The sequence below is a fragment of the Arthrobacter sp. Y81 genome, assembly GCF_002929335.1.
Taxonomy (GTDB): Bacteria; Actinomycetota; Actinomycetes; order Actinomycetales; family Micrococcaceae; genus Arthrobacter.
This window is the reverse complement of the sequence record NZ_PJIL01000003.1, coordinates 1-14,208: the sequence shown is the minus strand read 5'-3', so window position 1 is coordinate 14,208 and position 14,208 is coordinate 1. Positions and strand designations below refer to the sequence as shown.

At 66.7% G+C, this 14,208-nt stretch carries 14 protein-coding genes; 2 read left to right on the top strand and 12 right to left on the bottom strand.

Annotation, left to right across the window (positions count from 1 at the left end):
• Positions 1-20: 20 nt before the first annotated feature.
• The 10 genes from CXQ91_RS05215 to CXQ91_RS05170 all read right to left on the bottom strand — a co-directional run bounded on the left by CXQ91_RS05215 (position 21) and on the right by CXQ91_RS05170 (position 10,288).
• Positions 21-641, bottom strand: a complete 621-nt coding sequence (locus tag CXQ91_RS05215; RefSeq protein ID WP_104172880.1) for an L-threonylcarbamoyladenylate synthase — start codon at positions 639-641, stop codon at positions 21-23.
• Positions 642-785: 144 nt separating this feature from the next.
• Entirely contained in the window at positions 786-1,985 is a 1,200-nt protein-coding gene (locus CXQ91_RS05210) for an XdhC/CoxI family protein (protein ID WP_104172879.1), read from the bottom strand.
• A gap of 24 nt (positions 1,986-2,009) precedes the next feature.
• A complete protein-coding gene (locus CXQ91_RS05205; protein WP_104172878.1) occupies positions 2,010-2,744 on the bottom strand; it encodes an SRPBCC family protein in 735 nt (244 codons plus the stop codon).
• On the bottom strand, positions 2,744-3,991 hold the full coding sequence (locus CXQ91_RS05200) for a VWA domain-containing protein (protein WP_104172877.1): 1,248 nt from the start codon (positions 3,989-3,991) through the stop codon (positions 2,744-2,746). The genes CXQ91_RS05205 and CXQ91_RS05200 overlap by 1 nt, the downstream gene beginning before the upstream one ends.
• The gene (locus CXQ91_RS05195; protein ID WP_181038784.1) at positions 3,984-4,907 is read right to left on the bottom strand and encodes a MoxR family ATPase; all 924 of its coding nucleotides are present in this window, start codon (positions 4,905-4,907) and stop codon (positions 3,984-3,986) included. The genes CXQ91_RS05200 and CXQ91_RS05195 overlap by 8 nt, the downstream gene beginning before the upstream one ends.
• Positions 4,904-5,572 carry an NTP transferase domain-containing protein gene (locus CXQ91_RS05190; RefSeq protein ID WP_104172876.1) on the bottom strand — a complete coding sequence of 223 codons (669 nt, stop codon included), beginning with the start codon at positions 5,570-5,572 and terminating at the stop codon, positions 4,904-4,906. Before CXQ91_RS05190 ends, CXQ91_RS05195 begins: the two co-directional genes overlap by 4 nt.
• A complete protein-coding gene (locus tag CXQ91_RS05185; protein WP_104172875.1) occupies positions 5,556-6,461 on the bottom strand; it encodes an XdhC family protein in 906 nt (301 codons plus the stop codon). The genes CXQ91_RS05190 and CXQ91_RS05185 overlap by 17 nt, the downstream gene beginning before the upstream one ends.
• A 1-nt stretch (position 6,462) precedes the next feature.
• Positions 6,463-8,856: an aerobic carbon-monoxide dehydrogenase large subunit gene (locus CXQ91_RS05180; RefSeq protein ID WP_104172874.1), complete on the bottom strand. Its 2,394-nt coding sequence runs from the start codon at positions 8,854-8,856 to the stop codon at positions 6,463-6,465.
• On the bottom strand, positions 8,853-9,404 hold the full coding sequence (locus CXQ91_RS05175; RefSeq protein WP_104172873.1) for a (2Fe-2S)-binding protein: 552 nt from the start codon (positions 9,402-9,404) through the stop codon (positions 8,853-8,855). Before CXQ91_RS05175 ends, CXQ91_RS05180 begins: the two co-directional genes overlap by 4 nt.
• A gap of 5 nt (positions 9,405-9,409) precedes the next feature.
• On the bottom strand, positions 9,410-10,288 hold the full coding sequence (locus CXQ91_RS05170) for a xanthine dehydrogenase family protein subunit M (RefSeq protein WP_104172872.1): 879 nt from the start codon (positions 10,286-10,288) through the stop codon (positions 9,410-9,412).
• Positions 10,289-10,406: 118 nt separating this feature from the next.
• Here CXQ91_RS05170 and CXQ91_RS05165 point away from each other — a divergent pair, with 118 nt between their 5' ends.
• A complete protein-coding gene (locus CXQ91_RS05165; protein ID WP_181038783.1) occupies positions 10,407-11,384 on the top strand; it encodes a LysR family transcriptional regulator in 978 nt (325 codons plus the stop codon).
• A 131-nt stretch (positions 11,385-11,515) separates the two neighbouring features.
• On the top strand, positions 11,516-11,932 hold the full coding sequence (locus tag CXQ91_RS05160) for a VOC family protein (protein ID WP_104172870.1): 417 nt from the start codon (positions 11,516-11,518) through the stop codon (positions 11,930-11,932).
• A gap of 47 nt (positions 11,933-11,979) precedes the next feature.
• Here the strand turns inward: CXQ91_RS05160 and CXQ91_RS05155 are convergent, their stop codons facing one another.
• Both CXQ91_RS05155 and CXQ91_RS05150 read right to left on the bottom strand, forming a co-directional pair.
• On the bottom strand, positions 11,980-13,089 hold the full coding sequence (locus CXQ91_RS05155; RefSeq protein WP_104172869.1) for a class I SAM-dependent methyltransferase: 1,110 nt from the start codon (positions 13,087-13,089) through the stop codon (positions 11,980-11,982).
• 192 nt (positions 13,090-13,281) lie between these two features.
• Complete coding sequence (locus tag CXQ91_RS05150; RefSeq protein WP_258073839.1) at positions 13,282-14,088, bottom strand: LuxR C-terminal-related transcriptional regulator; 807 nt, start codon at positions 14,086-14,088, stop codon at positions 13,282-13,284.
• Positions 14,089-14,208 lie beyond the last annotated feature (120 nt).

Genomic DNA, 14,208 nt, shown 5'->3' with positions numbered 1-14,208 from the left:
CGCCTGGCACCAAACGGCGACTACTCGAACCGGGACGGATCGCCCATGCCGCGCCGCACCACTTCCGCCGAACCTCCTGAGAAGTCGATGACCGTTGTCGGCTCCGCCCCGCAGTCACCGGAATCAACCACGGCGTCCACCACGTGGTCCAGCCGTTCCTTGATTTCCCAGCCCTGGGTCAGCGGATCTTCCTCATCGGGCAGCAGCAGTGTGCTGGAGAGCAGCGGCTCGCCCAGTTCGGCGAGCAGTGCCTGGACCACGGCGTTGTCCGGGATGCGCACGCCCACGGTCTTCTTCTTCGGGTGCAGCAGGCGCTTGGGCACCTCCTTCGTGGCAGGAAGGATGAACGTGTAGCTGCCCGGTGTCACCGCCTTGATGCTCCGGAACACGTCGTTGTCGATCTGCACGAACTGGCCCAGCTGGGCAAAATCCTTGCAGACCAGGGTGAAGTGGTGTTTGCTGTCCAGCTGCCGGATGGCGCGGATGCGGTCAAGCGCCTCACGGTTGCCCAGCTGCGCGCCGAGGGCGTAGCAGGAGTCGGTGGGGTAGGCGATCAGCCCACCTGACCGCACCAGGTCCACTATCTGGCCCACCGCGCGGGGCTGGGGATCATCGGGGTGCACGTCAAAATATCTCGCCATGCCCTGAGCTTATGGCCCTGCGTTGATTTCTGCACGGAGGGCGGCCCCTCAGCGTGGCCGGCCGGCGTGGTGCCCGACGGCGATCATGCCGCCGGTGAGCGGACAATGACGCCGTGTTGCAACAGCCAAGGACTTCGTCTTCAATCAACCGCCAGTCGCCTCAGACTGACTGAGTTGTGGATCCGTAGGCGGCGCGGCGGCCGCCGTGTCAGGGGCCCGCTCGGGCGTCTCGTCGTGATGGATCCGCTCCGCGCGGGACCCTAGCGGCTCACCACTGCCGCCCCATTGCAGGGCGATGATCTCGGCCCCGATCGATACCGCCGTCTCTTCGGGAGTGCGTGCCCCCAGGTCCAGGCCGACGGGGCTGTGCAGTTGCAGCAGTTGCTCGTCGCTCACACCCGCAGCGCGAAGCCTTTCCAACCGATCGTTGTGCGTGCGCCGGGAGCCCATCGCACCGATATAGGCGACCGGACGGCCTCGAAGGGCCGCCTCAAGCACGGGGACATCGAACTTGGGGTCGTGGGTCAGGACACAAATCACGGTCCGCTGGTCGACGAGCCCCCGTGCGAGCTGCTCGGAGAGATAATGGTGCGGCCACGCACGGATCACCTCCGCGTCGGGGAACCTCGCCTGGGTGGCAAATACCGCCCGGGCGTCACACACGGTGACTTGATAGCCCAGGAAGGTACCCAACCGTGCCAGTGCCGCGGCGAAGTCGATGGCCCCGAAGACCAGCATCCGCGGGCGCGGCGCATAGCTGGCGAAGAACACGGACATGCCGGTATCGAGGCGCTCGCCGTCCGGGCCGTAAGTCAGGACGGAGTTCCGGCCGGCTGCAAGCAGGCCCCGGGTGTCGTCCCCGACGGCGTGATCGGACCGGTCCGAGCCCAGCCCGCCTGCGAATCCGTCGGGCCGGACCACGAGGTGGCGACCCAGCCAGCCGGGATCCGGGTGCTCTATCACGGTGGCAACTCCCACCGGCCGGGATGCCTCGATGTCCTCACGCACGCCGTCCAGCTCCGAGAAGGTTTGCTGCGAAATTGGCTCCACAAACACCTCAATAGTGCCGCCGCAGATCAATCCAACGGAGAAGGCGTCGTCGTCGCTGACGCCGTAGCTCACAAGGACCGGCCGGTGATCCGCCTTTGCCTGTATGGCAAGCTCGTATACAGCACCCTCGACACAGCCGCCCGAAACCGAGCCGAAGACTTCGCCGCTGGCCGTGACCAGCATGGAAGCGCCAGGGGGCCTCGGGGCGGACCGGAAAGTCCGCACGACGGTAGCCAAACCGGCGGTGCCACCCTGTAGCCAGCCCGGCATCATGGCGGCGAGAACGTCACGCATCTTCCGCTGTCCTCCAACCCCGGCTCAGGACCGGCCCGAGCGCAGCCCGGCGCGGCGGCCCAGCCGATAGGCACAAAACGCCACGGCTGCAAGCAGCCCAATGAGTTTTCCGGGGTTGCTGAGCTGATCGGTGAGCACTCCCTTAGCCAGAGAAAGTGCGTTCAGGCTGTTGTCGGGCAAGGAAGCTGACGACGGGGCAGACGGCGATAGCGGTGCGGATACTGCGGGAACAGATGACCCGGGTAACCCGGATACTGCGGGAACAGGTTCCGGCGGTGCTTCCTGCCCGGCCTCGCCGGGTGCTTCCCCAGCAGGTTCCGCCAGCAGCGTCTGCAGGTTGGCGGCGAACAGCGCCATCATCTGCTCGGTGACGCCGCCGATGACGCTCTTCCCCATTGCGGCGGCCTTTCCGGACAGGGCCAGATCGGCACTGACCGTACCCCGCGTAGAACCTTGCGCCTCAGCCAGGCGCAAGGTCACGGTGGCTTCGGCCGTACCCTGGCCGCGGGTTTCCTGCGCCCGGCCCTGGAACACCGCGCGGTGTTCGTCTGCATTCCGTTCAAGAACGGTCATCTGCCCCTTGTACTGCATGGAAACCGGTCCCAACTTCACCTTCATCCCAATCTGGTAGGCGTCGTCGGAAAGCTTGTTCAGGATCTGGGCCCCCGGAACGCATCCAGCCACGCCCTGCAAGTCCATGAGCGTGTCCCAGACCTTGTCGATCGGAGCGACTACGGAGAAAGCGCTGTCTATCTGCATTAGCTGTTACCTTGCCTCTCTTGTGTTGTCCTGCGTCCGTCCCGCACTGCGGCTGCCACCTCCGCGAGGGCCGCGTAGCTGTGGCCGCTGACAAAGGCGTCACAGTACGGGAGCGCCGCCGCCATGCCACCCACCAGCGGCCGGTAGTTCACGTCAGCCTTCCTCGGATTAACCCAGACAATCCGGAAGGCGAGCCGCTTCAGGCGTTCCATTTGCGTGGCCACGAGGTCCGGATCATCCTGGGCCCAACCGTCGGAGAACACAACCACCACCGCACCCCTGGCCAAGCCGCGGCGGCCGTGCGCGTCAACGAACCTCCGCAGGCTTTCCGCGATTCGTGTCCCTCCCGCCCAGTCCGGCGCATTCGCGGCGGCCCGGGCCAGCGCCTGATCGGCGTTCCGGACTGCCAGCTGCCGCGTCAGCCGCGTGAGGCGGGTAGAAAACACGAACGCCTCCGCCCGTGCACCGGCCACGGCGCCCTGCAGTAATGACAGGAACACCCTCGTGTATGGCTCCATGGACGCCGATACATCGCACAGCAGGACCAGTTGCCGGGGACGGGGCCGGCGGTGGGCGTAATAGAGTCTCGTTGCATCAGAGCCGCTGCGCTGGGCGGCACGGACGGTGCTCCGGATGTCCAGCCGTGAACTGCTGTGCGAAGACTTGCGGGTCCTGCGGCTCAGGCGCGCCGGCGTGGAGAAGACTATCTCGCGAACGAGACGGCGCACCTGGACCAACTCCTCGGCGGAGAGATCGGCAAAGGACGTTTCGTGCAGCCGTTCCTCCGCCGACGCCATGGCCAGGATGGCGTCGCGCTCAGGACCGACCCCCTCTCCGGAGAGTTCCCTGCCGGGAAGCAGCGCAGGCAGCGGAGTCTTGTGGAGAGCGATCGGCGCGCTCGTGAGCCCTGACGGCGGGGACGGGCGGAGGCGGGTCCCGGAGCCGATAGCCGGCGGCGCGTTGGTGGAGCCTCTGCGGTCTCCAGGGGCAAGCCGGCCATCAAACACGGCTGCAAAGACGGCGTCGAAAATCGGCACCTGCTCCCGGGAGGACACCAGGACCACGCGGCACGTCCAGTAAAGCGGTTCGCGGGCGACGGGTGGGACCAGGCGGAGGGCTTCAGCCAGCCGAACGGCGCGGTCCGGGGAAGTCGAAAGGCCGGCACGTCGAAGCGCCGTGACAAGTCCGGCGGATAGGGAGGCGGCGTCCACACCGGGCGGGCTGATAGCGGATCTGAAATCAGCCACTGCCGTCCCCGACCAACCAGGCCGCGCCACGAGCTCCCACGAGCTCCAGGTCGTCCCGGTTCTTGACGATCGAGCCCCAGGTCTTCTCGACGGTGGGCGCATCGATGTGCGTGATGCCGAGCACGGACAAAGCGGATACCCAGTCGATGGCTTCGGCGATCCCGGGCGGCTTGGCCAGGTCCAGTGTCCGCATTTTCGTGATGGCGGACGCTGCCTCCTGCGCCAGGGGCCCGGCGCTTCCTGGAACACGGCGCCGCACGATCTCGGCAATCCGCGCGGGCGCGGGGTAGTCGATCCAGTGGTACAGGCAGCGGCGCGTGAGCGCGTCGTGCAAGTCCCTCGTCCGGTTAGACGTCAGCACCACAACGGGCGGATGCGCGGCCCGGATGGTGCCCAGTTCCGGGATGGTCACTGCGGCCTCTGCCAGCAATTCGAAGGTGAACGCCTCGAATTCGGCGTCCGCCCTGTCGATCTCGTCCAGCAGCAGGACGGCCGGGCGCGGTCCCGGATGCTCGATCGCCTGGAGCAGCGGCCGGCGCAGCAGGTACTGCGGCCCGAAAAGGTCCGACTCGTTCAGGGCTGCATCGCGGACCTCTGCCAGCCGGATACCGAGCAGCTGGCGCTGGTGGTTCCATTCATAGAGCGCTTCACCTGCGTCAATCCCCTCGTAGCACTGCAGCCGGAACAGGGGAGTGTTGAGCACACGGGCCAGCGCCTTCGCAGCCTCAGTCTTGCCTACGCCCGCTTCGCCCTCCAGCAGGATGGGTTGGGGCAGACGCACAGCCAGGAACAGCGCCGTCGCCAGTCCAATGTCGGCGAGATAGTCGCCGTCGTCCAGTGCAGCCATTAGCGAGGGAACGTCCGGAACCAGCTGCTGCACATCTTGTTCCGCGCCGCTGCGCGCAGCGTTGCTCATGGTGCGCCGCGAAGCGTGTCGAGCACTCGTTCATAGTCGTCATCGGTGTCGATGTCCAGGGGAGTGGCGCCGGGCACGGGCACCTCAGTCACCTCTGACGCGCGCTCCTCGAGCAACTTCCACACCGCCTTGTCGCCGTGGAGTCCGGCGAGCGAGGGCAGGGCGGACCGGGCGAACGCAAACGGATGGCCGACGCCGTCGTCGTAACGGCAGACGGCGATTCCGGCCTGGCCGCGTCCCGCCAGCAGCCGATGCACGTTCTCGGCCGTGACCCCTGGCTGGTCCCCGAGCAACAGGACCACCACGTCTGTGTCGGAATGAAGCACCGGCAGGGCGGCGGCTATCGACGATCCGCAACCGGTGGCGAAGTCCGGGTTGACGGCGACATCGCAGCCGGCGGTGTTCACACTTTTCAGTACCTCTTCGCTCGATCCGCCCACCGCCAACACCAGTTGGGCGAAGCCGCAGACCCGTGCGGTGGCCAGGACGGCGTCGAGCAGCACTCCATCTCCGTAGGGGAGGAGTTGCTTGGGGCGCCCCAGACGGCGGGACCCGCCCGCGGCGAGGACCAGCCCGGCTGTCCGGGGCTTTCCGGTTCGACGGCGAGGAGTCAGCGGGTCAGGGCTGCGGCCTTGACGAGGCCGGGCGTCAGCGGGAGGCGTCATAGTGTTCCGGATCCTTGCGGAAGGCCTCGTAGCATCCACGGGAACAGAAGTAGATTGTGGTGCCGCCGTGCTCGAGGTGAAGCGTTGACTCGACAGCGGCCACCGTCATGCCGCACACCGGGTCAATGGCCGTCGCCGGTTGGCCCTGGTCAGGCGCCGGGTGCCGTCCCTTGGCCCTTTCAGCAATGAGCTGCGCGAGGATGGACACGGCGATCTCGCCCGGGGTGCGGGCACCAAGGTCCAGCCCTGCCGGGCTGAACACACGGGAGCGCTGGGATTCGTCCACATCCAGGGATGCCAGGACGGCGGCGCCCCGCACTTCGCTGGCAACCAGCGCGACGTAGGGCACCCCGGCACGCAGTGCCCCTTCGAGTGCCCCTTCTTCCTCCCTGCCGTGGGAGGCTACGATCAGTGCGGCGTCGTCGGGCCGGGGGTCCGCCGCCTGCCCATCGGTCAGTTCCATTTGCAGGCCGACTCCGGCGCCGAGGGACGCCAGGGCCTGGGCCACCGGGGTGGTGCCGACCACCAGGACCCGCGGTGCCGGGATGTGCGGCTCCAGGAAGATCTCGATCGCTCCTCCGCTGAGGCAGGGGTTCGAAACCTCGACCGCGCCTTCCTCGCCCCGGTGCGACGGCTCGCCGGGCACAACGCGCAACAACAGCGGCTCCTGGGCCGACAGTGCCTGCAGGCTGTATTCCCGGACCGAGGCCTCGACGCAATTTCCGCCCACGAAGCCATCCATTTCGCCGTTGGACAGGATCAGGGCGGTGTCGCCGGCGTGCGCACTCGTGGGCCGCTGCGCCCGCACGACCGTGGCACGGACGAACGGCTCCCGGCGGCTGACGAGTTCCGTTGCCCTTGCCGCTAGGGTTTCTGCCAGGGCCTGCATGTCAGATCGGTGGCCTTGGCCGGCCCTGCATGGCCTCCCATACCCGGGCCGGCGTGCACGGCATGTCCATGTGGACCACACCGTAAGGTGCCAGGGCGTCGACGATCGCGTTCACGATGGCCGGGGGCGAGCCGACGGTGGCTGACTCTCCAATGCCCTTTGCGCCGATGGGGTGGTGCGGTGACGGCGTCACTGTAAATCCGGTCTCCCAGTCCGGTACCTCCATCGCCGTGGGGATCAGGTAGTCCATAAAGGAGCCGCCCAGGCAGTTGCCCGCCTCGTCGAATTCAATGATTTCCATGAGGGCCATGCCGACGCCGTCGGTCAGGCCGCCGTGCACCTGGCCTTCGATGATCATCGGGTTGATCCGGGTCCCGCAGTCATCCACCGCGATGAAGCGCCGCACCTTGACGTGGCCTGTTCCTGGATCGATGTCCACCACGCAGATGTACGCACCGAAGGGAAACGTCAGGTTCGGCGGGTCGTAGGTCACCTCGGCGTCGAGGTTGCCGTCGATTCCCTCGGGCAGCGTCATGGTGCCGTGGGCGGCCATGGCAATTTCCTCGATGGTCTTTCCGGCGCCGGGATCGCCCTTGACGAACCAGCGGCCCTTCTCCCACTCGAGGTCTTCGGGACGCGTTTCGAGCATGGCTGCGGCGATGAGCTTCGCCTTTTCGCGGACCTTCCGCGCGACGAGGGCCACCGCGCCGCCACTGACCGGTGTCGACCGGCTCCCGTAGGTCCCCAGGCCGAAGGGCGTCTGGTCCGTGTCGCCGTGGACCACGTCAATGTTCTCCGGCGGAATGCCGAGCTCTTCAGCGACGATCTGCGCGAACGTGGTCTCGTGGCCCTGCCCCTGGCTCTGGACGGAAAGCCGCACCACGGCCTTGCCGGTCGGGTGGACGCGCAACTCGGCGCCGTCGGCCATGCCCAGGCCGACGATGTCGAAGTGCTTGCGCGGGCCGGCTCCCACGACCTCGGTGAAGAAGGCGACGCCGATGCCCATCAGTTCGCCGCGTTCGCGTTTTTCGGCCTGTTCGCGCCGTAGCTCCTCGTATCCGGCCATCTTCATCGACAGCCGCATGGCTTCTTCATAGCTGCCTGAGTCATAGACCCAGCCCGTCTTGTTCGCGTAGGGGAACTGTTCGGGCTTAATGAAGTTCTTCAGCCGGAGTTCCGCCGGGTCCATGTCCAGCTTCCGGGCCAGGATGTCCACCATCCGCTCCACCAGGTACACGGCTTCCGTCACGCGGAACGAGCACGCATAGGCAACGCCGCCCGGAGCCTTGTTGGTGTAAACGCCCCTGACCTTGCAGAACGCGGCCTTCAGGTCGTAGCTGCCAGTGAAGATCGAGAAGAAGCCGGCGGGGTTCTTGGTGGGCTGAGCGGTGGCGTTGAACGCGCCGTGATCGGCCAGCACGCTGGTCCTCAGAGCGAGGATCTTGCCGTCCTTGGTGGCGGCGATCTCGCCCTGCATGATGTAGTCCCGGGCGAAAGACGTCGACATCAGGTTTTCCGAGCGGTCCTCCACCCACTTCACCGGCTTGCCGGTGACGATCGAACCGACGACGGCGAGGATGTAGCCGGGATAGATGCCCACCTTGTTACCGAACCCGCCGCCGATATCGGGGGAGACGATACGGATCTTGTGTTCGGGGATACCGGCGACAATCGCGAACAGGGTGCGGTGCGCGTGCGGGGCCTGGGTCGTCTCATAGAGCGTCAGCTTGCCGGAGACGGCATCAAAGTCCGCGACGGCGCCGCAGGTCTCCATAGGTGCCGGGTGGACACGGGGGTAGACGACCTCCTGTGCCACCACGACGTCGGCCGCGGCGAATATCGCCTCGGTTTCCGCCTCATCGCCAATCTCCCAGTCGAAAATCCGGTTGTCCGTCCGGCCTTCGAGATCATCCCGGATCAGGGGGGCGTCCGGGTCCAGGGCTTTGCGCGCATCGATGACCGGAGGCAGCAGGTCATATTCGACGTCGATCAGTTCCAAAGCGTCGCGGGCGGCGTAGCGGTCCTCCGCGACGACGAAAGCGACCTCCTGCCCCTGGAAGCGCACTTTGTCGGTAACGAGCACTGCCTGCACATCCGCTGAAAGCGTGGGCGCCCAGGCGAGTTTGAGCGCCAGCAGGTCCTTGCCGGTAATCACGGCGAGCACCTTCGGGTGGGCCAACGCATTGGTGGTGTCGATCGAGACCAGCCGTGCGTGGGCAACCGGCGCGCGCAGGATGGCGCCGTGCAGCATGCCAGGCAGCACCATGTCGTCTATGTAGTGGCCCTGCCCACGGACGAACCGGGGGTCTTCCTTGCGCTGGATGCGCCCGTACCCGATCGGGCGGTCGGCGTCGCCTGCCGCCGGATTGCCGGGCCGATCGTGGATGACAGTCATGCCTTCACCTCTGCGTCTGCGACGTCCGGGATCACCGTGTCCGTGCCCTCGAGGACTTCGTCTGTTGCTGCAACGTCAGCGACCGCCCCTGCCGGGTGGGCGGCAGCCCATTGCACTGAGCGGACGATCGTGGCATATCCGGTGCAGCGGCAGATCTGCCCGGAAATGGCCTTCCGGATTTCGATGTCATCCGGATGCGGGTTCTTGTCCAGCAAGGCACGGGCCGTGAGCATCATCCCGGGGGTGCAGAAGCCGCACTGCAGCCCGTGCTCCTCCATGAACCCCTGCTGAACCGGATCGAGAGTGCCCGCCGTGGCGAGTCCTTCGACGGTGCGGATATCGTGCCCGGCCGCCATTGCCGCGAGCACGGTGCACGACTTCACGGGCTGGCCGTCCATCAGGACCACGCACGTTCCGCAGTTGGTGGTATCGCACCCCCAGTGCGTGCCCGTGAGCCCCAGGACTTCGCGGATGTAGTGAACCAGCAGCACCCGCGGTTCGATGTCGGAGACTACTTCGCTTCCGTTCACGGTCATGCTGATCTGCATGGAGCTCAACCTTCCTGTGTTCCGGCAGCCCGGGCGCATGCCAGCCGCAGGACTCTGCGGGTGAGCTCGTCAGCCAGATGCCTTTTGTAATCGATCCCTCCGCGCTGGTCCGCGATGGGATCACACGCACTGGCTGCCACCCGGCCGGCCTCGACGAACAGCTCCTCGCGGGGTTGCTGTCCCAGGAGCACGCCCTCGGCTTCAGCGACGGTTCCGTCGAGGCCCAACGCCGTAAGACCGATGGCGGCGGCATCGACGCTACCGTCGTCGGCCAGCGAGATGGCCGCCCCGGCTGCAGCGACGGCCCAGTCGCCAACCCTGCGTTCCACCTTTTCGTAGGCGCTTCCCGAGTTCGGACGAACGGCGAACCGGACTTCGCACAGCAACTCGTCCGGGGCTACCGCCGTTTCATAGGGGCCGCGGTGGAAGTCCTTCATGTCGACGAGGCGCTCGCCGCCGGGACCGCGGACAACCGCCACAGCACGCAGGACGTCGCAGACCGTGGAAAGGTCTTCGGCCGGATCCGCCTGGCACAGCGAGCCGCCAATGGTCCCGCGGTTGCGCACCACAGGATCCGCGATGACCGCTTCGGCGTCCGAAATGATCGGGAACAGGCGAGCCACTTCGGCTGATTCCAGGAGGGCCGTATGGCGCGTCAGCGCGCCGACCCGCAGGTGATCCCCTTCGAGAAGTATGAAGTCGAGTTCGAACAGGTCGTTGATGTCAATCAGCCATTCGGGCCGGGCCAGGCGGAGTTTCATCATGGGCAGCAGGCTGTGCCCCCCGGCGACCACGCGGGACTCGGGGCCGTGGCGGGCAAGAAGTTCAAGAGCATCGTTCACCGAGCTGGCCCGCTCGTAGTCAAAAGGAGCCGGAATCTGCATTGTCCCTACCTCACTGCATGGCGCCGGAAACTGTAAGACGCCGATTTGAGGTCAGTCTTGCCCCGGCCGGAGCGGAGTGTCAATATCGTCATAAGCGAAGGGTTATGAAGCCGTGTCGATGACTTTGAGCCAGCTGCGCGCCTTTGCGCTCGTGGCCAGACTGGGGTCGCTTCACGCTGCCGCGGCGGCTCTGGCCATCAGCGAGCCGGCAGTCTCCGCGGCCTTGGCTGCGCTCCGGCGGGACCTCGGCGACCCCCTCTTCGTCCGGGCCGCCGGAGGCATTGCCCTGACGCCTGGTGGCCGGGCGCTGGCGGACTATGCCCAGGAAATCGTAGGTCTGGCTGACCAGGCCCGGTGGGAAGTCTCCCACGCAACCACGGACGCGGGGTTGCTGAGAATAGTCGCAACAGCTCCGTTCGCTGAACATGCGGCCGGACGGCTGCTTGACCTTTTCACCAAAAGGGTCCCCGGAGCCTCCGTCGATGTCGTAGTGGAGTCCGCTGCCGACATAGCATCGTTACTCCTTGACCGCGCCTACGACATAGCTCTTGGGGCAAGGCCTGCGCAGCCAGCCGGCGCAGGTGCCGACGTCGGACTGGAGATGGTCCCCTTCCTGCGGTATCAGCGCGTCTTTGTGGTGGCGGCGTCGCATCCCTTCGCAATGCTGCACGGGCCGGTGCCACTTGCACGGTTGCTGGACCGCCCCTGGTTCGCCGGTCCCTCCGGCATCCAGGCGCAGACGGATGAGGGGCGGTGGCTGTCTTCGATGGGCGTAACGCCCGATGTGATCCGGCTAAGCAGCGAAACCGACGCGCTAGCCGCGGTCAGGGCAGGGGAGGGCCTGACACTTGCCTTGGGGCATATCGTGCGGGCGGAACTCCAAACCGGAGTCCTGGTGCGCGTACCCGTGGTCGGAACCCCGGTGTCCGGTCTGTGGTGGGCAAGCACGCTGGACCACGGCCGGACAACCTCCAAGGCAAAGGCGCTGCAGCGCTTCGTCACCACATCGGATGCAACAGCCGCCATGGTTGCCCCGGGCGGCTCGCGCGGGCTTGAACGACGGGGATCCAAAGTTCACGTTGCTCTCTGGAGCTAAGGCCGAAGGCCATCGCCTGCCCCTATGCAGTCCCGCACGACTGGGGCAACATATGAAGTGTTCCAAGCCCGGGTGGCAGCCTGTCCACAGGCGGTCCGGGTACCGATCGGTACGAGAGGACACACCTGAAGATGACCACCAGACTCAACCCTTACTTGGGCTTCAAGGACAATGCGCGCGAGGCCATGAACTTTTACCAGTCCGTATTTGGAGGCGAACTGGCACTGAGTACTTTCGGTGAGTTCCAGGCCAGCGAAGACGCGTCCGAGCAGGAGAAGATCATGCACGGCATGCTGACTTCCGAATCCGGCCTGGTGCTCATGGGTGCCGATACACCCAACGGCATGAGCTACACCCCGGGCGACAACTACTCCGTTTCCCTCAGCGGGGAGGACGATGCCGAACTGCGCGGGTACTGGGAGAAGCTGTCCGACGGCGGCACCGTGACGGTGCCGCTCGAAAAAGCGCCGTGGGGCGATACCTTCGGAATGTGCACGGACAAGTTCGGCGTCGCCTGGCTCGTCAACATCGCAGGCGCCCAGCAGTAACGGGGCCCAAGCAGTAGGTGGACCCCGTTACGGGAGGCGTTCGGCGCCTACTTCCTGGCGACGAAGTAGGCGTTGAACGGATCCTCTTCGAGTTCCTTCACCTCAACGTTGCCGAAGCCCGCAGCCCGGACCATGGACTCCGCCAGTTGCACGCCCCACACGGTTCCGAGTCCCTGGCCGCCCTGGGCTAGGGACACCGACATGCAGTGGAATGTGGAGATCGCGTAGAGGAACGTCCCCCACGGGAGCTCAACATTGTCGGCCAGGTTGCTTGAGGCCTTGATGTCCACCATAAGGAACGTGCCGTCCGGGCACAGCGCGTTGTGGATGTTTTCCAGCACCTTCGCCGGCTGGGCCTGGTCGTGGATCGCATCGAAAACGGTGATGAGGTCATAGCCTTCCACGATGTCCAGTGCGGCTGCGTCCAGGATTTCGAACCGGGCGTTTCCCAGTCCCAGCCTCCGGGCTTCCGCCCGTCCCGCCAGCACGGCATCCTCGGAGAAGTCATAGCCGGTGAACCGGCTGGCTGGGAAGGCTTCGGCCATTAGGTTCACGGCGTGGCCGGCGCCGCAGCCGATATCGGCGACGTCGATGCCCGCCCGCAGGCTGTCCACGCAGCCGGCCAGCGGGAGGATGGCGGACACCAGGGAGGCGTCATGGACGGAGCCGCTGTCACCGGCCTGGATGTGCATGAAATCCGGATAGTCCTCGTATCCCAGGCCGCCGCCCGTGCGGAACTTCTGCGCTATCCTGCCGGCCACCTCACCCATCAGCGTGACGTACTGCAGCATGCGGGCCAGGTTGTCGACTCCCGGCCCGGAGACGGACGGGGCCAGCGCAGGGTCCAGCCGGTAGGTGCCTGCGGCGGGCTGGTACCGCACGAAGCGGGCCGTCACCATGCCGCCGAGCCATTCGCGGACGTAGCGTTCGTTGAGCCCGGCGGCGTCGGCAATCTGCTCACTCGAAGCCGGCGGCAGTCCGGCCATCACGTCGAACAGCCCCGTCTGGTGGCCGATGCTGGCCAGGACGGCGGCCGAACTGTCGTTGAGGATGCCGAGCAGCCGGGCTGCGGCCGCCCCAACAGCCTCTTCTGAAGTTGATGCCCCATCGCCGGAGGCCCCGGTGCCTGCTGTGAGGTCGATATCGGTGGTGGTCATGATCTTCCCTTTCGTTCGCGGACGTCGTCGTCCGGCTACTTCGAAAGTACTTTCGCGGCCGGGCACGCCGCGTCGGGCGGATGATGCATCTTTTGCCGGGGACGTGGGGCGAATGATGCAGGGGACCGACCGGAACCGGCGCCGAAGCTGACGTACGACGGCGGCGCGCTCCGCTGTTGTCGCCGTCGTACGTCAGGTCAGTCCGTGTTCCCTTGCCCAGCCGGCCGCGGCCGTCCGGCTGGAGACTCCGATCTTGCCGAAGATGTTCGACAGGTGCCGCCCCACCGTCTTTTCGCTGATGACCAGGGCCTCCGCCACCTGACGGTTGCTCGCACCAGTGGTGATGAGTGCCAGGACCTCGCATTCGCGGGCCGTCAGGCCGCCCCTGTCGGTGCTGCCGGCAGTGCCGCCCCCGCGGCGCTCAAGCCGTGCGACGTCAGGGCCGGCGCCGAGCTGGCGGTAGATCGCCAACGCAGTCGCAAGATCGGCACCGGCAGCACCGGCCTGGCCCAGCGCGCGGCGGCAGCCGCCCAGCAGCTCATGGATCCGGGCTGTGCGGTAGCGTGCACGCTGCCCGCGATAGGTGCGGGCCGCCGCGTCGAGGAAGGGCAGGGCGTCCTCCGCCCGGCCGGCGGCCAGCAGGACGGCGCCACGGGCCTGGTATGCCCATGCCTGGATGCCTGCGGAGGCGAAGCGGGCGGCCGTCCTTTCCAGTTCGGCGGTCAATGCTTCGGCAAGCGCCGGGTCACGCTGGTCCAAAGCCAGTTCGGCGGCCGGCAGCAGCAGCCGTGCCCGGTCCAGGAGCCGGCTCTCGCCCAGGGCGGCGCGCAACTGGTTGAGCGCCAGGGCGGTGTCTCCGGCAGCGTGGCGCAGCAGGGCCTCTCCCGGCTGGGGGTCCACGCCGACGTCCCGTGCACGCCGGTAGGCGGCCAGCGCACCGGCGGTGTTGCCCCGAAGTCGCCGGACCTCGCCCAGTTCGTAGTACCCCGCACCGGCCATCCAGCCGTGCGCATCAACCAGGTTGTCGCTGGGGAGGCCTAGTTGTATTGACCTGAGAGGTTAGTGACGCGGCTGGCCGGTGGCTGACCTTTGAGTGAGGTGTGGCCTCGGTGATGATTG

Excerpts from the sequence above, each read along its gene's own strand:
- CXQ91_RS05215 (WP_104172880.1), bottom strand. The coding sequence starts at position 641 with ATGGCGAGATATTTTGACGTGCACCCCGATGATCCCCAGCCCCGCGCG.
- CXQ91_RS05210 (WP_104172879.1), bottom strand. The coding sequence starts at position 1,985 with ATGCGTGACGTTCTCGCCGCCATGATGCCGGGCTGGCTACAGGGTGGC.
- CXQ91_RS05205 (WP_104172878.1), bottom strand. The coding sequence starts at position 2,744 with ATGCAGATAGACAGCGCTTTCTCCGTAGTCGCTCCGATCGACAAGGTC.
- CXQ91_RS05195 (WP_181038784.1), bottom strand. The coding sequence starts at position 4,907 with ATGAGCAACGCTGCGCGCAGCGGCGCGGAACAAGATGTGCAGCAGCTG.
- CXQ91_RS05190 (WP_104172876.1), bottom strand. The coding sequence starts at position 5,572 with ATGACGCCTCCCGCTGACGCCCGGCCTCGTCAAGGCCGCAGCCCTGAC.
- CXQ91_RS05185 (WP_104172875.1), bottom strand. The coding sequence starts at position 6,461 with ATGCAGGCCCTGGCAGAAACCCTAGCGGCAAGGGCAACGGAACTCGTC.
- CXQ91_RS05180 (WP_104172874.1), bottom strand. The coding sequence starts at position 8,856 with ATGACTGTCATCCACGATCGGCCCGGCAATCCGGCGGCAGGCGACGCC.
- CXQ91_RS05175 (WP_104172873.1), bottom strand. The coding sequence starts at position 9,404 with ATGCAGATCAGCATGACCGTGAACGGAAGCGAAGTAGTCTCCGACATC.
- CXQ91_RS05170 (WP_104172872.1), bottom strand. The coding sequence starts at position 10,288 with ATGCAGATTCCGGCTCCTTTTGACTACGAGCGGGCCAGCTCGGTGAAC.
- CXQ91_RS05165 (WP_181038783.1), top strand. The coding sequence starts at position 10,407 with ATGACTTTGAGCCAGCTGCGCGCCTTTGCGCTCGTGGCCAGACTGGGG.
- CXQ91_RS05160 (WP_104172870.1), top strand. The coding sequence starts at position 11,516 with ATGACCACCAGACTCAACCCTTACTTGGGCTTCAAGGACAATGCGCGC.
- CXQ91_RS05155 (WP_104172869.1), bottom strand. The coding sequence starts at position 13,089 with ATGACCACCACCGATATCGACCTCACAGCAGGCACCGGGGCCTCCGGC.
- CXQ91_RS05150 (WP_258073839.1), bottom strand. The coding sequence starts at position 14,088 with ATGGCCGGTGCGGGGTACTACGAACTGGGCGAGGTCCGGCGACTTCGG.